Origin of the sequence: Porphyromonas somerae (assembly GCF_022845615.1) — a bacterium.
In the GTDB taxonomy this organism is placed as follows: Bacteria; Bacteroidota; Bacteroidia; order Bacteroidales; family Porphyromonadaceae; genus Porphyromonas_A; species Porphyromonas_A somerae.
On the sequence record NZ_AP025559.1, the window covers coordinates 1,645,604 to 1,668,651 of the forward strand.

General features: G+C 48.6%; 19 protein-coding genes. 15 read left to right on the forward strand and 4 right to left on the reverse strand.

Annotated features, from left to right (window positions below; translation table 11 throughout):
- The first annotated feature begins 269 nt into the window (after nt 1–269).
- Nucleotides 270–2,630, forward strand: a complete 2,361-nt coding sequence (locus tag MWL85_RS07100) for a TonB-dependent receptor (RefSeq protein ID WP_244400201.1) — start codon at nt 270–272, stop codon at nt 2,628–2,630.
- Nucleotides 2,631–3,064: 434 nt separating this feature from the next.
- Here MWL85_RS07100 and MWL85_RS07105 read toward each other — a convergent pair whose 3' ends face one another.
- Both MWL85_RS07105 and MWL85_RS07110 read right to left on the reverse strand, forming a co-directional pair.
- Nucleotides 3,065–3,997, reverse strand: coding sequence for an IS3 family transposase (locus MWL85_RS07105; protein WP_244400171.1), 933 nt, complete (start codon nt 3,995–3,997; stop codon nt 3,065–3,067).
- 5 nt (nt 3,998–4,002) lie between these two features.
- The gene (locus MWL85_RS07110; RefSeq protein ID WP_244400172.1) at nt 4,003–4,437 is read right to left on the reverse strand and encodes a hypothetical protein; all 435 of its coding nucleotides are present in this window, start codon (nt 4,435–4,437) and stop codon (nt 4,003–4,005) included.
- A gap of 202 nt (nt 4,438–4,639) precedes the next feature.
- Between MWL85_RS07110 and MWL85_RS07115 the strand changes: the two genes are divergently transcribed.
- The 13 genes from MWL85_RS07115 to MWL85_RS07175 are packed head-to-tail and all read left to right on the forward strand — an operon-like array spanning nt 4,640 to nt 20,160.
- Complete coding sequence (locus tag MWL85_RS07115; protein ID WP_018027742.1) at nt 4,640–4,960, forward strand: FtsB family cell division protein; 321 nt, start codon at nt 4,640–4,642, stop codon at nt 4,958–4,960.
- The gene (locus MWL85_RS07120) at nt 4,960–5,337 is read left to right on the forward strand and encodes a hypothetical protein (protein WP_244400202.1); all 378 of its coding nucleotides are present in this window, start codon (nt 4,960–4,962) and stop codon (nt 5,335–5,337) included. The genes MWL85_RS07115 and MWL85_RS07120 overlap by 1 nt, the downstream gene beginning before the upstream one ends.
- A complete protein-coding gene (locus MWL85_RS07125; protein WP_070708159.1) occupies nt 5,334–6,101 on the forward strand; it encodes a polyprenol monophosphomannose synthase in 768 nt (255 codons plus the stop codon). The genes MWL85_RS07120 and MWL85_RS07125 overlap by 4 nt, the downstream gene beginning before the upstream one ends.
- 16 nt (nt 6,102–6,117) lie before the next feature.
- Complete coding sequence (locus tag MWL85_RS07130; protein ID WP_244400203.1) at nt 6,118–7,461, forward strand: dihydroorotase; 1,344 nt, start codon at nt 6,118–6,120, stop codon at nt 7,459–7,461.
- Nucleotides 7,452–9,728, forward strand: a complete 2,277-nt coding sequence (locus MWL85_RS07135) for a putative porin (RefSeq protein WP_244400204.1) — start codon at nt 7,452–7,454, stop codon at nt 9,726–9,728. The genes MWL85_RS07130 and MWL85_RS07135 overlap by 10 nt, the downstream gene beginning before the upstream one ends.
- Nucleotides 9,729–9,742: 14 nt before the next feature.
- Nucleotides 9,743–10,549 (forward strand): type 2 periplasmic-binding domain-containing protein, encoded by an 807-nt coding sequence (locus tag MWL85_RS07140; protein ID WP_244400205.1) that lies wholly within the window; start codon nt 9,743–9,745, stop codon nt 10,547–10,549.
- The gene (locus MWL85_RS07145) at nt 10,546–11,913 is read left to right on the forward strand and encodes a DEAD/DEAH box helicase (protein WP_244400206.1); all 1,368 of its coding nucleotides are present in this window, start codon (nt 10,546–10,548) and stop codon (nt 11,911–11,913) included. The genes MWL85_RS07140 and MWL85_RS07145 overlap by 4 nt, the downstream gene beginning before the upstream one ends.
- Entirely contained in the window at nt 11,843–12,880 is a 1,038-nt protein-coding gene (locus MWL85_RS07150; RefSeq protein WP_244400207.1) for a DHH family phosphoesterase, read from the forward strand. The genes MWL85_RS07145 and MWL85_RS07150 overlap by 71 nt, the downstream gene beginning before the upstream one ends.
- The gene (gene folB, locus MWL85_RS07155) at nt 12,873–14,333 is read left to right on the forward strand and encodes a dihydroneopterin aldolase (protein WP_244400208.1); all 1,461 of its coding nucleotides are present in this window, start codon (nt 12,873–12,875) and stop codon (nt 14,331–14,333) included. The genes MWL85_RS07150 and folB overlap by 8 nt, the downstream gene beginning before the upstream one ends.
- A gap of 18 nt (nt 14,334–14,351) precedes the next feature.
- A complete protein-coding gene (locus tag MWL85_RS07160; RefSeq protein WP_244400209.1) occupies nt 14,352–15,497 on the forward strand; it encodes an iron-containing alcohol dehydrogenase in 1,146 nt (381 codons plus the stop codon).
- Between the two features lie 16 nt (nt 15,498–15,513).
- Nucleotides 15,514–17,028: a zinc-dependent metalloproteinase lipoprotein gene (locus MWL85_RS07165; protein ID WP_244400210.1), complete on the forward strand. Its 1,515-nt coding sequence runs from the start codon at nt 15,514–15,516 to the stop codon at nt 17,026–17,028.
- Between the two features lie 7 nt (nt 17,029–17,035).
- Nucleotides 17,036–18,970, forward strand: a complete 1,935-nt coding sequence (locus tag MWL85_RS07170) for a hypothetical protein (RefSeq protein ID WP_244400211.1) — start codon at nt 17,036–17,038, stop codon at nt 18,968–18,970.
- An 11-nt stretch (nt 18,971–18,981) separates the two neighbouring features.
- Nucleotides 18,982–20,160: an exo-beta-N-acetylmuramidase NamZ family protein gene (locus MWL85_RS07175; RefSeq protein ID WP_244400212.1), complete on the forward strand. Its 1,179-nt coding sequence runs from the start codon at nt 18,982–18,984 to the stop codon at nt 20,158–20,160.
- 136 nt (nt 20,161–20,296) lie between these two features.
- On the opposite strand, the gene MWL85_RS07180 is transcribed toward MWL85_RS07175, so the two are convergent.
- Entirely contained in the window at nt 20,297–20,890 is a 594-nt protein-coding gene (locus MWL85_RS07180) for an NUDIX hydrolase (RefSeq protein WP_021903786.1), read from the reverse strand.
- Nucleotides 20,891–20,958: 68 nt separating this feature from the next.
- On the reverse strand, nt 20,959–22,029 hold the full coding sequence (holA, locus tag MWL85_RS07185) for a DNA polymerase III subunit delta (protein ID WP_244400213.1): 1,071 nt from the start codon (nt 22,027–22,029) through the stop codon (nt 20,959–20,961).
- A gap of 93 nt (nt 22,030–22,122) precedes the next feature.
- Here holA and MWL85_RS07190 point away from each other — a divergent pair, with 93 nt between their 5' ends.
- Nucleotides 22,123–22,548, forward strand: coding sequence for a type I restriction enzyme HsdR N-terminal domain-containing protein (locus MWL85_RS07190; protein ID WP_244400214.1), 426 nt, complete (start codon nt 22,123–22,125; stop codon nt 22,546–22,548).
- The last annotated feature ends 500 nt before the right edge of the window (nt 22,549–23,048 follow it).

The following is a 23,048-nucleotide window of genomic DNA, read 5'->3' on the forward strand; positions in this document are numbered from 1 at the left end:
GCACTGCGTGCCTTGACCTGTGCCTATTTAGCACGGACCTCTGCCGAGGTCCTTACTCATAGACACTCCGCTGAAAACCATACGGTAAGAACTTTCTAATGCGTAAACCCTTCAATTAACGACTCAGGGTATTGTGAATATCAAAGATTGTTTGTACCTTACCCTCAGAACAATCACTATCTGAAGGGCTCAGAAACAGAAATACCTACTGCTATATAATATTATACGACAATAAAGTGTAGTTTATGATGAGGTCTAATAGTAAAAGTATGAAAGAGATGAAACGTTTTCGATTTATTGGGGTACTACTGTTACTCGGATTGTTTTTCCCAGCTAACGCACAACAAGTTGTAGGAACCATTATTGATTCCGATGGTGAACCCATTCCTTATGTAACGCTAACGACATTAGCTTCTTTAGAAAAAGATGCCGGGGCCATCCAGATACACTACACCGACTCCCTAGGGTATGTTGCCTTTGACCTTTCGGAGAAAGAGACGGCTATTCGAGCAACGTTCCAAGGCAAAGTTCTCTTTGAGGAGCTATTGCCTGCCCCGATCAATGGAATCATAGACTTGGGGAAACGCCAAGTCTCTATCTCAAATGAATTGGACGAAGTAGCTGTCACGGCAGTAAGACGAGCGGTTCGGATGAAAGAGGGAATCCTCACGTTCGACATCAAGCATACCCCAATGTATCAACTCAAAGGGTATAATGCCATTGATTACCTCAGAAGAACCCCTAGGGTAAGCCAGTCGGGAGATAGCTTCTTAATCGACGGCAACCCCGCAGAAGTGCGTATTAATGGGCAGAAAACCAACCTATCAGGTGGTACCCTTCATGACCGTCTGCAAGCTCTTCGCTCAGATATGATAGAGCGAATCGAAGTGCAGTTAGGACAGTCCGCAGATCTCGGAAGCGGCATTACGGGTGGGTATATTAATATTGTTCTGAAAGAGATCAACGGATATACGGGTTCTCTATCTGCCGATTTGGGCTATGCTGGCAACGCGATTAAAAATGGGAAAAAGCAACCTGCCCACGATGAAGGACTTTATGCTCGCTTCGTATATGGCAACTCTCGTGTGCAAGGGTTTGCGAATGCCTCTGTGAGTTCGTCAAGATATCCCCATTATTTTGTGGAAAGGGAGTACTACTTCAACAACAAAGTCATCAAGGAAAATAACCATTACCTTAGCAATAAGTACCTGGCGTATAGCTTCAACCTTGGAGCTAGTGCTCAGCTCGGCGAGTTACACTCCATTAATGGCACGGCAAGTTATCGCAGAGCTCCTAACTCTCTGTATGAATCAGCTACAGCGTTAGAGCAACCAATCACGCCCCTGCTACAAGACATACTGACTAACCGGGAAAGTAGCTCTACCTCTTTTACGGGGGAATTCAATCATACATGGCACTCTAAAGACAATAAATACAACTGGCTAAACTCCCTCTTCTATATGAAGAAGAAAGCACATGCCACAGATGTTTTGCATTACTCTGCCGATGGCAACCCTATTAAGGAGGAGCAGAATATCAACGATGCCAGCAATCAACAATTCTACGCTGCGACTCAGTTATCTACACAACTAACCCCTATATGGGCTCTAGAGTCTGGCGCCTCATATACGATGACTAAAAGCAACACCAACTATAGCTTCCACGGACAAGGGCAATCTCAATCTCTCACAGACGCTCACTCTTTGTACGAAGAGCATTTGGCCATTATTTTTGCCCAGCTACAGATGAGCAAAGGGGTATGGAGCTTAACGGGAGGATTGAAATACGAACATACTTATGCCTACTCCCGAACAGCCAATAAGAAGCTTAATGTGGGGCAATTATTGCCTTCTGTAAGAATTGGGTATAATGCAGGAGCATACGGCAATATCAGTCTGAGATATTCCAAATGGCTCTTTCGTCCGCCATTTGCGCTTACCAATAGCTATCGCACAAAAAGGAACGACTACCTCTACTCCGTTGGCAACCCTGAACTACGCCCCGCCTCTACCCATTCATTTGGATTAGACTATTACTGGAAGTCATTAGGTTTAGGTCTCAGCTACTCTATCACCAATGATTACCTGCAAAATAGTTACTTCTACGAATCCCCAATCGTCATTGTTACCAATAGAAACATGCCTACTCAACACAAGTGGACTGGTAACCTTTCATACTCAGGAAATATTACCCCCTGGTGGTATACTTCCGCAGAGGTAGGAGTGGCCTTTCAATATCACCCAAAAGCAATTTGGCTGAAACGGCATACACAGCCTTACGCCGATTTTAATAACACATTTACCCTTGCTTCGGGTCTACAACTTAACGCTGGGATATCCTATGCACACAGCTGGATGATGCAAGATGTATTGGTAGGGAAAAGACTAACAAGCAAGATAGATATGAAGTACCAACCAAGTGGAAGTGATTGGGATTTTTCACTCGCCATCAACAACCCGATTCGGATATCTCGTACAGAGAACGAGTACAGACAAGACCGCAACCTCAAAGTGCTCTATTTTGAAGATACCGCCTTCCCGTCAGTAAGCTTCTCTATTTCCTACTACTTTGGAAAGATGAAGACGCACTCAAAACCCAACATCCTTAATATGGATCAATATAGATTGTAGCACCCTCCAATTACGTGGCAGGGGTTACGCATTAGAAAGGTCTTATCGTATGATCTTTAGCGGGTTGTCTACGAGTAAGGACCTCGGCAGAGGTCCGACGGATCTTAGCCCCCGAGTCGGAGGGGGCTAGGCCCCCGAACGACCAGGGGATCAACGGTCATCCCCCCCCTATCCCACGACCCCTTGCGGGTCGGACAACCGCATCAGATTAATCCTAGAATGGGTTGTCCGACCCACAAGGGGTCGAAGGGTGGGGGTGGGTCGGTTTTTGCTCCCCTGTGGTTTCCTGAAAAAGGTTGACTCGGTTAATGTTACGTTGTTATTAATCCTGCTTTATGTTGACTTTCTAGCCTTTAGTCCTGTGAGGGGTTGACTGGAGGGCGTAGCCCGTAAGGAAACCCCTCACAGGACTAAAGGTACCAAAACTTGGGCACCTATCCTATTTTTTGATTTTCAAGGTACTCCTCTCTATAGCTTTTCCACCTCTTGGGGATTTTCCCTTTGCACTTTGAGGCTTCAACAGGTGTCATATAGTCGAGACTCATGTGAGGCCTTTTTGTGTTGTAAAACTCTATGACTGAGGTTAATTCAGCCTTTGCCTCTTTGATGGTTTTAAAACGTTTGCCTTTTAAGAGCTCATTCTTTATAGTGTTATTGATCCTCTCTGCTTGTGCATTATCTTTGGGATCTGGGGTTTCTGTCATACTTATATCTATGTCATTCTTTTTAAGAATATCCACATACTGGTGGCTGGCATACTGGCAGCCTCTGTCTGAGTGATGAATGAGCTTATCGTTAGCTTTACCATTCGATTTAAGTTTCTTAAGTGCCTGATTTAGAGCTTCAATAGGGTACTTAGTGTCTAGGCTATCGCCTAGGCTCCACCCGACAATTTCTTTTGAGTATGAGTCTAAGATCACGGATAGGTAGCTAAACTTATGATGTACTCCGTCATAATGGATGGGGATATACGTTATGTCGCTCACCCATACCTGATTAGCTCTTTCTGGTATCATATCTTTTACGAGGTTACCATAGAGCTTAAAACCGTGATTGGAGTTGGTGGTTCTCGGCTTTCTTTTACGTTGCCTTAGCTTCAAGCCGTGCTTGTCTAGAGTGTCAAGAAAACGGTCTCTCCCTAGTGGAGTCCCCTCCTTAAACTCTCGCTTATACATATGCCACAGCTTCTTACCGCCCATGCCAGGGGCTTTCTCTCGGGTCTCAAGAACGTACTCAACAGCCATCTCTTCAAGTGCCATATTGGCATGAAGTTTTGACTTTTTTCGCTTGTAATAGGCTTGCTTACTTACACCAAACAGGTCGCAAAGGAGCTGTATTGTATATTTCTTCAGATCCTGTGCGTGCAAGCGATCTACCGTTTGGTGCCAGCTTTTTTTCTTATTTGGATGCGGAAATTCTCTTCTGCCACATTGATTAATTCATTCAATGCATCTGTCAAAACAGTCTGCCTAAAAAGCTGTTTTTCAAGCTCTTGAACCCTTCTTTCTAAATCAACTGAGCTTTTCTCAGGCGCCCCGCCTGACGCCCCGCCTGACGCCACATCCGAATAATAATACCTGCGATATCCGCGGTGCTCTTCTTGTTTCTTCTTTTTCTTCGCCTTCATCTCTATAACTTCGTCTAACCCAGAATCTAGGTACCTATGAACCCACTCCAGGATCGTAGTCCTTCCAATAGGGACAAGGTGTGAAATCTGGGTATAACCTAAGTTTTCCTCAAAATAGAGGTGAATAACTCGGTCAAAATAAATCTTCTGGAGTTGACTCCTTTTTACAAACTTACTCATAAAAATCTATCTATGAGTCAACTTTTTCTAGGACAAGACACCCCTAGTCATCGGCTCTACGAGCCTCGACTAGGGGCTATGATCCGTCTGACCTCCCACGAGGGGCGGTCATTCATGGCAAGTCCTTTCTAATGGGGAACCTCTGATTACGCGGATGGGGCTCTCTTATTATCGGAATAAATTGGTATCTTTGAGGGTAGTTATGGGCAAGTTTGGAAGTCATATTTCTGCCGTGGGCAAGGCTGTTTGGCGATGGCTGAAAAGGGTCAATCCTTTTCTGCTATTTGCTATATTGTTTCTTATTAAGATCATTATTCCCAGCAATACAAGTGTTTGGACTCAGCTGAAGTACAGCCGTACCCTTGACAAACAAGAGCGAGAAATACGAGAGTTGAAAAGGGAGATAGAGAAAACTAAGGTGGCGAAAGAGGATCTCTGGATTGAGAGAGACCGCTTGGAGAAATTTGCTAGAGAGCGGTACCTAATGAAGGAGGAGGACGAAGAAATATACCTACTTAAGTGATGAGCAAGCATACTAAATATGACAATAGGTGGGTAAGAAACCTACAGACAATCGGTCCTATTTTGGTATTGATTGGGGCTATCTTATTTGAACCCGACTGCACAAAACCCTATAGTGGCTGGTTGGTAGCGATAGGTGGTGGCATGGCTGCAATAGCGACCCTTTTGCAAATAAGTAGCAAAGGAGGTAGCGAGGAGAAAAGGATTCGTCGGCTGGATCGCATGTCGTTCATTGGGCTATTGATCTATTTAGTATCTGGTGGTTTTATGATCCAAGGCTCCAATATTTGGTTGCCACTATTTGCAATAGCCACTGTATTTTATATCTACGCTCTATTTGCAAAGGATAGAGCTTTGAGAAAGGAGAACAAGTCATGACTAGAGATGGCGATAGAAGGTTGGTAATCATTCCCACCTATAATGAGATTGAAAATATCAGAGCAATCATAGAGGCGGTAATGGACCTACCAATACCTTTTGAGGTGCTGGTAGTAGACGACAATTCGCCCGACGGCACAGCTAAGGAGGTTCACAAGATTATTGAAGAATACCCTGGGAGGGTGCATATCCTAGAACGCGAAGGGAAGCAAGGGCTTGGCACCGCCTATATTGCAGGCTTTAAGTGGGCTCTTGAGAAGAGGTACGACTATATCCTTGAGATGGATGCCGACTTTAGCCACAACCCAAAGGATCTGGTCCGTCTCTACGAAGCCTGTGCCGTGGAGGGTGCCGACCTAGCCATCGGTTCAAGGTATGTGAAGGGGGTCAATGTGGTCAATTGGCCACTAGGTAGGGTGTTGATGAGCTACTTTGCCTCGAAGTATGTCCGCATCGTCACAGGGATGAAGGTGAATGACGCTACAGCTGGCTTTGTTTGCTATAGAGCTGAGGTGCTTCGGACCATCCATCTGGATGAGATCCACTTCAAGGGATACGCCTTTCAGATCGAGATGAAGTATACCGCTAAGATGTGCGGGTTCAAGCTGACTGAGGTGCCGATCGTATTTGTCAACCGTGTACACGGTACTAGCAAGATGAATAGTAGCATCTTTGGTGAAGCTTTCTTCGGAGTGCTGAAACTGCGTTGGTGGGGGATGACCCGAAAGTTTCCACAGAAAGGAAGTGTGCAACTAGAGGAATAAAAGAAAGAGAGAGACCATGTCTATATTAATCAAAGGAGCGAATATAATCAACGAGGGGAAGAGACTAGAGAATGCTTCTATACTGATCGAAGGTGAGCAGATAGCTCGCATCTACACAAGCGGGGACGAGCTACCAACTGCCGATAGGGTAATTGAGGCAAAGGGACTTCTCTGCCTGCCAGGGGTGATTGACGATCAGGTTCACTTCCGTGAGCCGGGGCTCACCCACAAAGGGGATATCGCCTCAGAAAGTCGTGCTGCTATTCTTGGTGGTGTGACCAGTTTTATGGAGATGCCCAATACGATGCCACAAACCATCACCCTAGAGGCGTGGAAGGACAAGATGGAGATCGCGAAGAAAAGCTCCTTTGCCAACTATTCTTTTTACTTCGGTGCTACGAATGACAATGCCCCTCTCCTCACACAGATAGATAGGAAATACACGCCTGGGGTGAAGGTATTTATGGGTGCCTCAACGGGTAATATGCTGGTGGACCATGACGATGCCCTGAGAGCTATCTTTAGAGATTCTCCTCTTCTGATCGCCACTCACTGCGAAAGTGAGGAGGTGATTCAGCGGAATAAGGCCAAGGTGATTGCCGAAGTGGGCAACGACCCAGAGGTAAAGTGGCACCCCGTTATTAGGAGTGCAGAAGCGTGCTACGAAAGTAGCCTAAAGGCAAGCCAACTAGCCAAGGAGGCTGGAGCGAAGCTACATATCCTCCACCTAAGCACGGCTAAAGAGCTGGAGCTACTAGACGAGAGCCAGCACATCACGGGAGAAGTATGTGTTCATCACCTTTGGTTTACGGATCAAGACTACGAACGACTGGGCACCCGCATCAAGTGGAACCCGGCCGTCAAAACCCTTCAAGATAGAGAGTCCCTAAGAGAGGCCGTAAGGTGTGGCAAGCTTAATATCATTGCCACCGACCATGCTCCACACCTACTCTCCGAAAAGGAGGGCGGTGCACTTACCGCAGCCTCAGGAGGTCCACTGGTACAGCACTCACTGCTGATGATGCTGGAGCTAGCTGACCAAGGGGTATTCAGTATAGAGCGAGTGGTTCAGTGTATGTGCCACAACCCAGCCGACCTATTTGAGGTGGAGCAGCGTGGATATATCCGTGAAGGGTACTTTGCAGACTTGGTACTGGTTGATCTTAATAAGCCTTGGACGGTCTCAAAGAACAATATTGCTAGCAAGTGTGGTTGGAGCCCACTCGAGGGGCACACCTTTGAGCATAGTGTCGTTTCAACCTTTGTTAATGGCACTGAGGTAGTCAAGAACGGGGCTGTGGTAGCCGACTTACCAAAAGTTGCTCGCCCACTTACGTTTAATCACAAGGAATGGAGATGAAGCCACGGTACCAAATACTTCTTCTCGCCCTACTCCTATCTCTATTTGGCATAGAATCCTATGCACAGATAGATATGGACAAGCAACTGCGTGAGCGAAAAGAGAAGAAAGATGACTATGATGACTCGGATAGGGATCGCCTGAATAGTCTCTTTTCCTTTTACCTTACACCACGTACAGGAGACTTGCAGAGTGCATCGGTAGATACGATGATGCTCAATTACCATAGTCGTGCATATATTGAGGGGCTTAGCGTGGCAGAGGCTTATGCCGGCACCTATGCCTCGCCTTATCAATCAAAAATCTACTTTGATCGCCCTATCAATCGGTGGGGGCAGTTTTTCTTTACCCAGCCCTATGGGCATCTATTCCGTAATAAGCAACGGATGCAATGGTACGACACAAAGACGCCCTACACCTTTTTGAAGTACCTCACCGTGGGGAATAATGAGAATAAGGAGCAAAACTTCACCTTCACCTTTTCTTCCAACCTCGGCAAGGAGTGGAGCTTGGGTGGCGATATTGATATTGACTATGCCAATGGTTATTATGCCCAAACAAGCAGTAAAAACTTTACCTATCGGGTATTCTCCTACTATCGGGGCGACCGATACCAAGCCTACGCATCAATGGGCAATACCAATGCCACCAATCAGGAGAGTGGAGGTATCACAGATATGAGGTACGTGACCAATCCCGATGACTTTATGGATGGGCGGCGTACGCTACTCCCCAAGGATATCCCTACACGCTATAAATCCACGTGGAATAGGATGGTGTATGGCTCTGGTCGCTTTCACCACAAGTATCGATTTGGCTACTATCAGGATAAGGAGGGCAATAGGCTAGATAGTAAGGACGCTGAAATGGAACCAGAAGCCACTTTGCCCGAAGCACCGACCGACCTACCGTCAACCGAAACAGCAAGTAGCCTACCCACGGATAGTCTTATGCCCGCACCATTGGAGTTGCCAGTAGATACCCTCACGACAACCCCTCCACAGCAGCAAGGAAGACGACGGTTGGGAAAATCTTCTGGGCAGGCAGAAGCACCAACGGACGAGGAGGAAGAGGCGGAGGCTGAAAAGGCCAATCGGGTATTTGTGCCTGTTGCTGCCATATTTCACGACTTTCAGCTAGAGAAGGGTAGAAGAGAGTGGGTCTCTCTTGACCCTGCTTTTGAAAAGGAGTACCCCAATCCGGTCATTCCTCGGCCGGCAGGAGCACGATACTTCCCCAATGACTCCTTCTCTACACTCTATATCAGTAACACTGTAGGTGTGGAAGTATTGGAGGGCTTTAAGAAGTGGGCAAAAATGGGCATCGCTGCCTTTGTGGCTCATGACTACCGTAAATACTCTCAGCCACTTATGAATTGGGCCGATGCTCAGCGTCTGGAAATAGATGAGGTGGAGAAAAACGAAGCGACCGAAAACAGTCTATCTGTTGGTGGTCGCATCAGCAGTAACTCCTTTAAGTACTTCGACTACTATGCGTGGGGGCAGGTAGCCCTCATCGGAGCACAAGCTGGTGAGGTGGAGGTGAGTGGTCAATTGAACACCCACATTCCTCTACTGGGACATACAGTGACGGTCTCGGCAAATGTTGACTTCCAAAATATCCAACCCTCTTACTACCTTAGGAAGTTCAAAGCAAGTCTCCACGAGTGGGATAGGTCGCTCAAGATGATACAATTGCTCAGAGTGGGAGGCTCAATGAATATTCCTTTTACCAAGAGCCGTATCTTTGCCAATTTTGAGACGCTTCAAAACCCTATTGCCCCTGATATGAAGGGCATACCAGTGCAGACGGAATTGAATTCGAGGGTCATCTCAGTTGGACTGGATCAAAACCTCAGCTGGAAGATACTTAACTGGGAGAATAGCGTTATTTGGCAGAGTAGTAGCCACCATGACATCACCCCTCTCCCTATGGTCTCCGTCTACTCCAACTTTTATCTTAAATTCCTAATAGCTAAGGTGATGACTCTACAGGTAGGGGCAGATGCTAAGTGGCATACCGCCTACTACGCACCTTACTATGAGCCAAGTACCCAGCAATTTAGACCGCAAGAAGATATTAAGATTGGTGGTGAAGCCCCTCTACTCAATGCTTACGTCAATGCCCACCTCAAGAGGGCTCGCTTTTTCGTAAAGTACTACAATGTAGGGGCTCTACTCTTCAAGCCAAGTCACTTCACGATGCCCAACTACCCGCTTTACCCACCAGTATTGAGGATGGGCGTCGCAGTTGATTTAAGAAACTAAGCAATAAGGATACGATGTCTCAACTCTCTAAGTCCAAGCGCGTGACCATTGCCAATGGCTTTGCCATTTTAGCCGCAGCCCTCCTCATGTGGGTTTTTACCACACGTAGAGCTCAACGACAGACGGATCAGCCCACTTCAACGGTTGTCAAAGTGGCTGTCGACCTTTCACCTGATGGGCTTAGAGTAGACTCTCTTGGGGAAATAACAGGGCGTGCCAAGAAGCTTTTGGAGCTAGTTTTACCGCAAAGGGAATATGAAATAGTGCCTTTTGCCACTAGGGGCGAGGCAATAGAAAAGTTAAAAAAAGGGGAGGTGCAGCTTTATGCTACCACTATGCCTCTCTCTATGGCAAATAAAATAGAGGGCACAACGCCTACTGAATGGCTTTACACCTCTAGCTTCAATCTACTCCACAAGGCGAGTAACACCAATTGGGAGGCAGACTTTACTGGAGAGGAGCCGGTCACGGTATGGGTATCGCAGGAAGATCAGGCTGCCATCACAATCGTAGAGAACCTAGCGGAGCTCAACTACCCAAGCCTATCAATAGAGAGGAGCGAGCTACCCACGATGCAATTGGCCACAAAGCTCTCTAAGGGAGAAATCGACTACCTCATCTGCGATAAAAACCTAGCCGATGCGATTGTGGCAGTAGATAGCACGCTACAAAGCTCCAAAGGCATTGGCTTTGAGCTACAGCAGGTATGGCTAGTGAATGCGGCTGCAGATAGCCTCAAGGTAGCAATAGATAGTGCTATTATCGCCAAGAGGGGAAGCCAAGAGTGGCTAGATATAATCAATGAATTAGAGAAGAAATGAATATAGACAGAGATAATATACCAGAGCACGATGATTTTTACTCCTTTGGACTTCATCCAACGGTATTGGATGGGCTAGATGCGATGGGTTTCAATCATCCATCGCCAGTCCAAGAGGCCTCTATTCCCCATATACTTGAGGGGCAAGACGTGATTTCGTGTGCTCAGACAGGTACGGGAAAGACCGCTGCCTTTGTGCTACCAATTCTAAGCGAACTGGCGTCGGGTGAGTATCCCGAGGAGTATGTCAATGCCGTCATTATGGCACCTACGAGAGAGCTCGCACAGCAGATCGACCGACAGATTGATGCCTTTTCTTACTTCGTTAGTGGGGTGAGTGCAGTACCTATCTATGGCGGTACTGGTGGCATTGAGTGGGAGCAGCAGAAGCGGGCTTTGCGTATGGGGTCAGATATTATTGTCGCCACTCCAGGGCGCCTGCTTTCACATATCAATCTCAACACTGTAGATCTCTCACGTGTTAGCTTCTTTGTGCTTGATGAGGCCGACCGAATGCTTGATATGGGCTTCTTCGATGATATCGTGGAGGTCTACAAGTTACTCCCCAAAGATGTACAGACGGTGATGTTTTCGGCGACAATGCCTGATAAGATACGCCGACTTGCCAAGGAGATTACTAAGAATGCAGTAGAGATAAATATTGCTATCTCTCGTCCACCAGAGTCGATTGACCAAAGTGTCTACTTCTGCAAAGAGGATGAAAAGCTGGCACTTCTCACACAGATATTTAAGGAGAGAGAGGTGACTAAGTCCATCGTCTTCTTTGGCTCTAAGGATCGTGTCAAAGAGGCCTACCGACTACTTCGTAGCAATGGCTACAAGGTGGCACAGATGCACTCCGACCTAGACCAATCGGAGCGTAATGAAGTGATGAACGACTTCAAGAATGGACATATAGAGATCATTGTAGCTACGGACATCCTCTCTCGAGGAATTGACGTGGATGATATCCAACTAATTGTCAATTACGATGTCCCTTCCGACCCTGAGGACTATGTACACCGCATCGGTCGTACCTCTAGAGGGACCAATCTAGGTGGAGCTGCCATCACCATTGTCAATCAACGAGATAAAGGTCGCTTTATAGATATTGAAAAGTTCTTAGGGTACAATGTACAGCGAAACAGCCTGCCAGAAGGATTCGTTACGCTATCCGAAGAGCAAGAGAAACCAAACGACAAGCCTCGCAATCAAAGACGAGAGAGGAATAACAATCGAAACCGAAAAGGAGGGTCCCAACAAAGACCTCAAAACAATAAAAGAAGGAGAAGAAATGGAGCCAACAACAATAAAGTTCAAGGAAGAGGAGCTAAACCAACTCAAAAGCCAGCTACAAACTCCTAAGCAGATCACTCTGATAGGACACGTATCTCCCGACGGAGATTCTCTCGGCTCCACCCTTGCCCTCTCGCTACTTCTTGAAAAGCTGGGGCATACTACAAAGGTGGTACACCCCACCGACTTTCCCCCTAGCTTTGGATTTCTAAAGGGGGCTGATAAAGCGATCATCGCTAAGCACCAACCCGAGGAAGCTATCCAAGCCCTCCAAGAGGCGGAAGTTATTTTTCTCATGGACTTCAATGAGCTAAAGCGAGTGGAGCAATTGGAGAGTGCTCTAGCTAGCGCTTCCGCTTATAAGGTGATGATAGACCACCACCTGCACCCCACTAGTGATGTAGATCTCTGCTTTTCTTACCCCGAGAAGCCAGCTACCTGCTTACTCCTTTTTGAGATAATAGAAGCCCTTGGTTACAAGGAGTATATCGATCAATCCATGGCCGAATGTCTCTATACAGGAATGGTAACGGATACAGGTGGCTTTAGTTACAATTCTCAAGACCCAAAGCTCTACACAACCATTTCTGAGCTACTCAATTGTGGCCTAGAGAAAGACAGAATCTCTAGCTACATTAATCGTAGTTACTCAATAGATAAGATACGCCTCTCCGCCCACTTGCTGGATAATAATCTCAACTTCTATCCGCAATACCATACGGCGATCATCACGATGAGCCAAAAGGACAAGCGGATGTTTGAATACCAAGTAGGAGATACCGAAGGATTGGTCAATGAGCCACTTGCTGCTAAGGAGATCCTCTTCTCCATTTTTCTCCACGAGCAGTCTAAGTACACCAAAATATCACTTCGCTCCAAGGGAAGCTTCCCGGTCAATCAGTTTGCCAAGAAGTTTTTCAATGGCGGAGGTCACCTCAATGCTGCTGGAGCAGAGGTCTACGCCTCTCTCGCAGAGACTACCAAGATAGTTTTAGAAGCCATCAAAATAATGCACCCGAGCCATGAAGATGAGTGACCTGCTTCACTTCGCTGCCGAACCTCTCTGGCCAAAAGAATGGACCACAGAGAATACCCCTCAACTGATTGCGGGACCATGCAGTGCGGAGTCACAGGAGCAAGTGCTCGCCACTGCAGAGGCACTAAGCCGCCATGGGGTGAAGCTATTCAGAGCTGGTATTTGGAAACCTCGTACCTGCCCGGGACAGTTTGAGGGAGTAGGCGAAAAGGGGCTGTCTTGGCTTACCGAAGTACGCGAGAAGTATGGGATGCTCATTGGCACAGAAGTAGGCAACTCCCATCATGTAGAGCAGGCACTTAAGCACGGCATCGATTTTGTATGGATTGGGGCACGCACCACAGCCAGTCCCTTTGCCATTCAGGAGATAGCAGAGGCACTAAAGGGCTGTGACCTACCTGTCCTTCTTAAGAATCCACTTTCTCCCTCCCTAGGCCTATGGCTAGGGGCACTTCTTCGCCTGCTTGACGCAGGGTGCAAGAAGGTAGCATTGATACATCGGGGCTTTGACATCGGCACCCACTCCTCGCTTCGCAACACCCCGCTTTGGGAATTGATATCCGAAGTGCGTCAGGTGGCACCAAATATCCCCATCTATCTTGACCCAAGCCACATCGCAGGAGACAAAGCCTATCTTCCAAAGCTTCTCCAAACCGCCTACCTCCTACAGTATGATGGGCTGATGCTTGAGAGCCATATCACCCCTACCAAAGCTCTTACCGACCCAGCTCAGCAACTCACTCCCGACGAGTTGGCGGAATTGCTCCGAACCACCACCCCCTCCAACACAGCACAGCTGGAGCTACTTAGAGACCAGTTTACCACCACTGACCATCAGCTCATTGATCGCTTTGCTTATCGTCGCTTTCTCTCCAAGGAGATCGCCAAGGTGAAGCAAGAGCTTAGCTTAAGTCCTCTCCAAGAAGAGCAGTATCAGCGACGACTACAAGAGCTACAAGCCACTGCCGAAGAGTATCAAATACCCCAAGACCTACTCTCGCAGCTTTACCACTTGGTACATAAAGACTCCCTTGAGATACAGCGAGATAAAGAGACTATTGCACGTCCTAACTTTAGCACTTCGCAGCATACCATTACCCTTAGCGGGCTTAGCTTTTTCTCCTACCACGGGTTACTGCCCCATGAAAAGCGTGTAGGCAACACTTTTGAAGTCAATCTCACACTACACTTTCCCGCTGCTGAGGTGATGGAGAGTGGTGATCTAGAGAAAGGGATCAACTACGCCGAAGTCTACCAAATTCTTCAGCAGGAGATGGAGATAGCCACCGAGTTGCTTGAGACACTCACCTATCGAATACTCCAGAGACTAGGCACCGAATTTCCCCTCCTCACCAGTGCCACATTAGCGATCACAAAGCTGGCACCTCCTATTCCCAATTTTGATGGCGAAGGGGTCAGTTTCTCTGCAACAGCCCACTATAGAAAAGCATAACTAAAGGTTGATATTGATATGAAGAACTTTATATTTTGCAATCCCACCAAACTGATATTTGGTCAAGGAAGCATCAAAGAGATAAGTAAGCAGATCCCTCAAGGGAGCAAGATACTCCTCACTTATGGTGGAGGCAGTATCATCAAAAATGGCATCTATGACCAAGTCATCTCACAGCTCACGGCCTACGAGATAATCCCCTTTGGTGGCATAGAGAGCAATCCAGATGCTGCCACCATCGACCGAGCCATTGCCACAGCGAGAGACGAAAAGTGTACATTTATCCTTGCCGTAGGAGGTGGGTCAGTGATAGATGCCAGTAAAGCGATAGCGATGGGAGTTAAAGCCCCTATGAACTGTTGGGAGATGGTCACCACCTATTATAGGGGAGAGTGCCTTCCACTCGGTACCGTCCTCACCGTACCAGCCACCGGGTCAGAGATGAATCCAGGTGCCGTTATCTCCAATAGAGCCACCCAAGAGAAGTTCTCAATGGTCGGGGAACATCCTGTTTTCTCCATACTCGATCCCACCTATACCTACACCCTCAGCCAGCACCAAGTGGCTTGCGGTATCGCCGATGCCTTTATGCACACCCTTGAGCAATACCTCACCTTTCCTGGTCAGAGTGGCGTGATGGATCGAATGGCAGAAGGGTTGCTACTCAATATTCTAGAGATAGCCCCTCGCCTGATTCAAGATCACACCGACTACGATACCGCTTGCGAGTATATGCTCTCTGCTACCTTTGGGCTTAATTACTTCCTAGCAATGGGCGTTGAAGAAGATTGGCTAACCCACCGACTGGGACACGAGCTCACCGCCCTTGCAGGGGTAACGCACGGTGCGTCTCTCATGATGCTCCTACCCTCCGTAATGCGCGTAATGCTACCAGAGAAGCGGGATAAGATCATCCAAATGGGCCGAAGGGTATTCGGCATAAGTGGATTAGATAACGATGCCACCGTCCAGGCTACCCTGCAAGCGGTAGAGAAGTTTATCCATAGCCTTGGCCTTGCCAGTTCAATGAAGGAGGGTCAGATTGCCTCCGAAGTGGCTGAGGAGATGATTCGTCGCTTCCACCAGCGTGGAACTCCACTAGGCACCCTTGAAAGTGCCACACCCGATAAGATTCAGCTCATCATTGAGGATTCAATGAAATAATAAAAGCATCTGACGTATGAAAAGAGCCAGTTTACCACTTCTGCTGAGCCCCTTACTGCTACTCTTGGCGATAGCCCTCTCCTCTTGTGCCAAAGAGACCAGTATCAAAGAGCTGTCGGCATCATTAGAGGAGCTGATTGCAGATGCCAATGGCAACCCCACCGATACCACCATAAAAAGCCTTCAGGTAGTGATCAGTTCGCCCGAAGAGTGGCAGGTCAATAGCGATGCCTCTTGGCTCTCTACCAATAGTCAGATGGGAGGCATTAGCCGTACCGTAGTTGGCATTAAAGTGACACCCAACCTCACAGGGAAAGAGCGTACAGGGCAACTGACCTTTAGCACCAGTAACCAAAGCGTTGCTGTCAAGGTCAAGCAGTTGGGTGGAGATACCAATATTGAAACCGTCCTCTACGAAATACCTGTTATCTTCCACGTATTTTACAATGAGGCGGATAAGAATAATACCGATACCCTGCGCCGAAAGTATGTGCTTAATAGTGCCGATGCCCAAGTTGTCTTAGAGTATATCAACCAACTCTTTGGCCAGCAACCTCGTCAAGTAGGCAATGAGATTTACCGAGGTATCAAAAGGAAATATCAGCAAGGCCAGCAAGAGGTCTATCATCTCCCTCTTGAGACCAAAATCCGCTTCAAGCTGGCCAATGAAAAGCCCGATGGCACCCGACAAAGCCCTGCCGGCATCAATGCCATTGCCATGGATGAGCGGTCACTCGACCCGAAAGTAGTCATGAGTGACAAAGCTGGTGGTCGCTACCACGATATGGCGTGGCCCATCAAGCAGTACATCAACATCTACGTATTCCCCTTCACCCGCCACCAAGAGCGAGCAGACCAAGTAGTGATGGGCATCTCACACATGCCCCTTGCCCTCTCCTCAGCACCCATTGAGGGACTAAAGCAACTCGGTAGCCAAGAAGAGCAGTACATCAAAGAGCATGGCGGCCTCGATCAATTCTCCAATTACAACCACTGTATCACCCTCAACTCCGATGGTTTTGAGTGGCGTACCTGGAAGGAGACCTTTCTCAAAGCCGACCTAGGGAAAAACACCTTAGCCCACGAACTAGGGCACTACCTCGGGCTCTACCACACCTTCTCTGAGGTGGTAGGCTCCGATGGCAACCTCGTGCTAGATAGCTGCGATGATACCGACTATTGTGCCGACACACAAAGTTACAATCGAAAACAGTACGAGGAAAGTAGAGCAGATATCATTGCTTCGGGGACCACCAGTTTAGTGCAGATAATCGGGTTGCTGATGCGTAATGACTGCCAGAGCGGACGATTCGAAGCCACCAATATAATGGACTACGACTTCTGCCACAGCGACGAGTGGACACCCAACCAAGTCAGTCGTATGCGACAGGTGCTGTACAATACCTACACCACACCAGGGATCAAAGTGGCATCACCTAGAAGCCTACTCAAGGGCTACTCACCCCACCAACGCGTAATGGTAGAGGGGACCCCCGTGGCAATTCCTTGCCGTACACAGCTTATACGGTAGAGGCGATATGGTGCACCCAAGTACGAGGAAAATATCAGCTCTGCTCACGCTCCTCACACTCCTTATGGTAGGCTGTGAGTCGCGACAACCATTTGTGGGGGTCATTATAATCGATACCGACCTTCCCACACTCTATAGAGGTGAGCTACCTATTGGGGTCACCCTAGATCCTGGACGCGGGGGCAAAGACCTATTGAGCAACAACTTACTCCTCAATGGAGGGTGGGAATTGGCTTCCCACCTAGAGGGATGTGGATATGATAGAGCGACGGGAGAAGTCGTCACTCCCAATGGCTCCAGACTGCCCTACCCACTACCCGAACAGCATTTTGGTTGGGAATTGATTGGTCAAAATATCGGCATCTCCGGCGATAAATCACAGCATTACCTACTAGCGCACGTCAGTAGCACCGATAGCTTAGTAGGCATTCGGCAAAACCTCAGAGGTGTAGAGATTTCCCCTGGAGAGAGCTATCGCCTCACCCTCACTGCCCAAAGTACTCGACCCGCCACCATTATTGCCACACTCGTTGATGCCGAGATGAAGCAACTAAGCACCCCCCTCACCCTCATCCCCACTTCCGATGGTGGCAGATTAGTCGGACAGCTAAAGGTAACCCAAGCAGATGCCGCCCCCTCACTATTTCTAGAGATCAAAGCCACCGAGGGCGAGCCCTACCTTGTCCAAAGAGATAGCATCAGCTATTGGACAAGCCAAAGCAGTGCTACCGTCACCATTGACGATCTTTTGCTCCAAAAGGTAGGGTATAAAGAGCGATATGGACTAGATGAAAATCTCTACGCCCTACTCTCCGAGCTTCACCCCAGCTTTGTAAGATTTCCCGCTGGAGCTACCGCCAATGGACTCTACCCGGGCAACTACCCTCTGTACCTTGATAGCATACAGCTACTGGCTCCTCTTTGGACACTCAATCAAAATGAATATACCCACCATTTCGGCTACCCACAACTACTACAGCTAGCCCATGCGCTCCATAGCACTCCTATCATCGTAGCTAATTTCGGCTTCTCCGACCCATCCACCATACAGAGGATAGAGGATATCAAGCTACTTCCCCAACGTATCGATTACATTGAGCAGCTGATCGCCAAAGCCCCCCAGCATCAAGTCGCCATACAGCCTGGGTACGGACTTGGAGGTGCCGAATACGACCGTCGATTGACACAGCTCCTAGATAAGCTCGATACCATCTACCCCAATCTACAGCTCATCAGTGCTGCAGATAGATCGCCCTACAAAGAGTATAGCGACTATCCCTTCGATCTCGTGCTACCCCTAATCTCCTACAACAACCTCGCCCACATCGACTCCCTCATCACCCAGCGCGACCAGCTACTCTACCCACAGATGATGAGCGAAGCCACCTTTGACACCGATTACACCAAGGGCTATTTTCTACCACCTCTAGCCCTGCGTGCCGCCTTTTTGATCCTAGCAGAGCGACGCACCCCCTACCTCCAAGCCCTCGGTCTCACCCCACTCATTGCCACCGATCTCGAGGAGCAATTCCCTATTATAGAGGCCAAGTCTGGCACCTTCCACCCCACCCTCTTCTACCAATACCTCTGCGACTTCACACAGCTTCGTGGCGAAAACCTCTGCCGATGGGATAGCAATAACAGTCTCCAGAGCGATGTGATTACCTCACTCACCGCCGATAAAGAGAAAAAGGCCTACTACCTCAAGGCAGTCAATGTCACCCGTCACCCCCTACATTACCAAATCAAACTGAAGGGGAAAAATAGCAACTTCACCTCAGTAGAGATACTCTCCTATACCTCCACAGAACCCACCACCAGCCTTACCCCAGCCGGTTTTGCCCACTACGAAAAAAGCGTCACCCAAGAGCGACTACGCCTCAGTAGCCACTTCCACTACCTCTTTGCCCCCTACGAAGTAGTCATCTTCAAGTTTTCATAACAGTATACAGCATGAGACCAATACACCTACATCTATCATTGCTTCTAACCCTCCTCCTATTCTACCCTGCTTCAGCCCAAGTAGAGGTGGGTGCCGATCAAATTGAGCAAATACTTACCTATACAGCTGGCAAGAAAGTAGCCCTCACGGTCAATCACACCAGTATACTCTCCAATCCCCAGCATACCCACCTCGTCGATACCCTTCTTGCCAAAGGCGTTCAAGTAACCAAGCTCTTCACCCCCGAGCACGGACTTCGTGGCACCGCCGATGCCGGAGCTACCATCCATTCAGGCAAAGATAGTGCCACTGGGCTATCAGTCATCTCCCTCTACGGACAAAAAAAGAAGCCCACCCCAAGCGACCTCAAAGGCATAGACATAATGATCTTCGACCTCCAAGATGTAGGCGTCCGCTTCTACACCTATATCAGCACCCTCACCTACCTTATGGAGGCGTGTGCCGAAGAGCAGATTCCGCTCCTCGTGCTCGACCGTCCCAATCCACACGACACCATTGATGGACCCGTCCGAAAGCTCACGAAGTACCGCTCCTTCGTCAGCCTACTCCCGATCCCCGCTGTCCACGGGCTTACCCTAGGCGAGGCAGCCCAGATGATCAATGGCGAAGGGTGGCTCAAAAACAAAGTCCAAGTACAACTCACCGTGCTCCCCGTAAGAGGGTGGCAACACGGTCAAGCCTACTCTCTACCCCTTCCACCAAGCCCCAACCTCCGCTCCGACAAAGCGATACACTGCTACCCCACCATCTGTTATTTCGAGGCCAGTAGCTGGAGCGAAGGGCGTGGCACCTCACACCCCTTTGAGCAAATTGGTTACCCCAATCGCCACCTAGGCAACCACACCTTCACCCCGCAGCCCACAAAGGGAGCCACAAAGCCCAAGCATAGTGGCAAGCGTTGCTACGGCCCCACCCTTCAATCCCAAGAATGGCCAAAGGGCATCTACCTTCCTCTCATCATTGAGGCGTACCAACTGAGCCAAACCCACGGCATCCGCTTCTTTGCACGCCCCAAGCTCTTCGACCTCCTAGCTGGAAATGGAGAGCTCCGCCTGCAAATTCAAAGAGGCCTCACCGCCGACCAGATCCGCCAAAGCTGGCAAAGCGACCTCGCCACCTACAAAAAGGTCCGCTCCAAGTATCTCCTCTACCCCGATTACACCGAATAAAGTCATCCCTCCTGTCCGACACTTCCGATATGGCACCCTCAAAAGAGCACCCGACAGGGTGCTTTTTTTTCTACCCACGTCCGACCTGTCCGACTCGTCCGACTTGTCTGACTTGTCCAATTAGGTACCCGCTCTCTTAGAAGTAGCGGGCACTCTTCACCATCTCCACCGCCTTGCGGATAGAGTCCAGTCCAAACGTCTCAGGGTCCAGCTCACTAAATGGGATCGCCTTCAGTTCGGCCACATCATCGCCCCCTACACCAATGTAAGGATCCAACGACTCTACCGCCATATGGAATACCATATCCACCGTATGGACCTCAAAACCCGAATAAAGATAGATATTGGGAAGTGAGAAAAGATACCTCAATGGATCCACAATACCTCCCCTCAGCCCTGATAGGGCAGAGATTCGTGTCTCCTCCTTGATCTCACGTGCCATTCCCTCCTCTGCCGTCTCATATGGGTCAATAAACCCTCCAGGCAAGTCATAGGTGCCCTTGGCAGGATCCGCACCACGCACTGCCACCAATACCCGATTCAGTTTGTCGGTTATGAAGCAGGTGCATGCAGCAGAGGGATTAAAATAATAGGTAAATCCGCATCCCCCACACCTCTTCGCCTTGGCATTCTCCACCTTAAATTGGTCACTGCCACACTTCGGACAATAACCAAAGTCGGCCAAAGGGTGCTTGTGCTCCTTCATCGCTTTACTCACATGTGTACTCATAGCTTATTCCAATTTATAAATATTTCAAAGTGATTCTCCATAAATAGTTCTCATCGTACCATCTCCCCTCAATTCAATATAAATAGCACCAAGTCTGGCAATATCTCTTCACTACTCCCCTCATCTCCATACATTCCCTTGCTACGGGCATCGCACCGTCTGAGATACTTGATGATATCCACCACCTTCACCGCAGAGTAGTTGCGCAACCCCGCCATATACTCCTTCACAAAGAACTTACTCGATAGTCCCAATGCCCGCATCACACTCCCTTCATCTTGCCGATTTGGAGCATAAAAAGCAATCAGCAGATTGGCAAAGTAATTAAATAGCTGCGGCAAGATCATTTGTATCGGAGCCCGCTTTTCATCATTTCCCAAGGCTTGCGCAATCCGCATCGACTCGCCCACCTGCCGGTAGGCCAATGCCTTCCGAAGGTCAAAGACCGTATACTCCTTAGACCAACCAGTATAAGCCTGTACCATCTCCGCCGTCACCGCACTCCTAGCCTCAAGAGGTAAGGCAGTAGCTAACTTCTCCAACTCGCTATCCATTCGCTGAAGGTCGGCACCCATCCGATTAGCCACCATCTGAATAGCCGCAGGATTGAGCCGCAGTCCATGGGTCTCAGCCATAGGAGAAATATAGGGCTCCAAACGATAGTCCTTGATCCGTGGACTTTCCACCAAAAGAGCCGACTTCTCCAATTGCTTCACCCAGGCATGACCACGATTCAGTCGCTTTCCCCCCTTGATCGACACCACCAAAATCAGATGAGGATTGGGGTGCGTCACCAAGCTCACCAAAGCAGAGAGTGGCGGTTGGCTTCCTGCCGTAAGCAGAGCCTGTGCCTCTCGCAACACCACCACCCGATACTGACTACCCATAGGATAGCGCCGACAGTGAGCCAAAAGCTCGTCCATTCCACAGCTAGAGCCATAAAGAAGTGAGTAGTCAAATCCACCCCATCCCGACTCATCCTCACCCTCCTCCGCCTCCGGAAGGTAGGTAGAGACAATTTTTTTCTCTATCTTGTCGATAAAATACTCCTCCTCACCCATCAAGATATAGATAGGCGAAGGCTTTTGGTCGGGAGAAAGACGGCTCAATACCGTCTGTGGTTGGTCACTATAGGGCATACAACTACATTATTTATAAGAGAGGCACCACCCGAAAAGGGCTGGCACACCCCCAATAGATCACAAATATAATGAAATAAAAAGAATAAGGAAATGGCACCCACTGAGCAAACGATGATATACGATCCCATTCGGAAGAAAGAAGTCCCTCTCACCCCCGAAGAGAGGGTACGCCAAGCCGTCGTACACCTACTCACACACCAACTTGACTACCCTTCCACTCTCATCGCCAATGAGTACACCATCACCGTAGGCAAACTCTCGCGCCGATGCGATACCGTCGTTTTCACCCCACAGCTACAGCCCCTCATGATCCTGGAGTACAAGGCACCACACATCCCACTCTCCGAAAAAGTGATCCAACAAGCTTTCCAGTACAATACCACCCTACAAGTACCCTACATAGCCCTCTCCAACGGGCGCCAAACCCTCCTCTACAAAGTGGGGTACCAAAAACAGCCCTCCACCCCCCTACCCGGTATCCCCCCCTACCAACAGCTCCTGCAATCCCTCCGCTAACCCCAGACAAACACTAGATAGACATAAAGAGAATGTTGTACGAAGTGACTTACTCATAAGAGCTTAAAAGTGGTCCGACCCGTCCGACTCGTCTGACCCGTCCGACTTGTCCGATAAGGCACCTACAAAGAATCTGTAAAATAAAGTGAAAAGCCCACCCAAAATAGGGCTTCACATGCACCCCCTCACAACCCACTGAAATTCAACGCCCTACAAGAACTCCAACTGAGATGCAACAAAGCAATCGCTTAGTTGCAACAAACCGATCGCTTAGTTGCAACTCGCCGATCGCTTAGATACGGTCTCAGCAATCGCTTAGATATGGTCTCAACCACCACCCTCCTAACCCATTGGTTTATAACACTATACAACAACCCCCTCATTTCACCCCACCTCTCCCTCCCCCGACAAGTATTAACCTATTTTAAGCGCTTAAGCACATTATCCGCGTCGCAAACGAGATACCGGGATAAAAGAATCGCCACGATCATTCGAGAAAT

Excerpts from the sequence above, each read along its gene's own strand:
- MWL85_RS07175 (WP_244400212.1), top strand. The coding sequence starts at position 18,982 with ATGAGACCAATACACCTACATCTATCATTGCTTCTAACCCTCCTCCTA.
- MWL85_RS07110 (WP_244400172.1), bottom strand. The coding sequence starts at position 4,437 with ATGAGTAAGTTTGTAAAAAGGAGTCAACTCCAGAAGATTTATTTTGAC.
- MWL85_RS07120 (WP_244400202.1), top strand. The coding sequence starts at position 4,960 with ATGAGCAAGCATACTAAATATGACAATAGGTGGGTAAGAAACCTACAG.
- MWL85_RS07135 (WP_244400204.1), top strand. The coding sequence starts at position 7,452 with ATGGAGATGAAGCCACGGTACCAAATACTTCTTCTCGCCCTACTCCTA.
- MWL85_RS07115 (WP_018027742.1), top strand. The coding sequence starts at position 4,640 with ATGGGCAAGTTTGGAAGTCATATTTCTGCCGTGGGCAAGGCTGTTTGG.
- MWL85_RS07150 (WP_244400207.1), top strand. The coding sequence starts at position 11,843 with ATGGAGCCAACAACAATAAAGTTCAAGGAAGAGGAGCTAAACCAACTC.
- MWL85_RS07160 (WP_244400209.1), top strand. The coding sequence starts at position 14,352 with ATGAAGAACTTTATATTTTGCAATCCCACCAAACTGATATTTGGTCAA.
- MWL85_RS07190 (WP_244400214.1), top strand. The coding sequence starts at position 22,123 with ATGGCACCCACTGAGCAAACGATGATATACGATCCCATTCGGAAGAAA.
- MWL85_RS07145 (WP_244400206.1), top strand. The coding sequence starts at position 10,546 with ATGAATATAGACAGAGATAATATACCAGAGCACGATGATTTTTACTCC.
- holA (WP_244400213.1), bottom strand. The coding sequence starts at position 22,029 with ATGCCCTATAGTGACCAACCACAGACGGTATTGAGCCGTCTTTCTCCC.
- folB (WP_244400208.1), top strand. The coding sequence starts at position 12,873 with ATGAGTGACCTGCTTCACTTCGCTGCCGAACCTCTCTGGCCAAAAGAA.
- MWL85_RS07180 (WP_021903786.1), bottom strand. The coding sequence starts at position 20,890 with ATGAGTACACATGTGAGTAAAGCGATGAAGGAGCACAAGCACCCTTTG.
- MWL85_RS07165 (WP_244400210.1), top strand. The coding sequence starts at position 15,514 with ATGAAAAGAGCCAGTTTACCACTTCTGCTGAGCCCCTTACTGCTACTC.
- MWL85_RS07100 (WP_244400201.1), top strand. The coding sequence starts at position 270 with ATGAAAGAGATGAAACGTTTTCGATTTATTGGGGTACTACTGTTACTC.
- MWL85_RS07125 (WP_070708159.1), top strand. The coding sequence starts at position 5,334 with ATGACTAGAGATGGCGATAGAAGGTTGGTAATCATTCCCACCTATAAT.
- MWL85_RS07140 (WP_244400205.1), top strand. The coding sequence starts at position 9,743 with ATGTCTCAACTCTCTAAGTCCAAGCGCGTGACCATTGCCAATGGCTTT.
- MWL85_RS07130 (WP_244400203.1), top strand. The coding sequence starts at position 6,118 with ATGTCTATATTAATCAAAGGAGCGAATATAATCAACGAGGGGAAGAGA.
- MWL85_RS07170 (WP_244400211.1), top strand. The coding sequence starts at position 17,036 with ATGGTGCACCCAAGTACGAGGAAAATATCAGCTCTGCTCACGCTCCTC.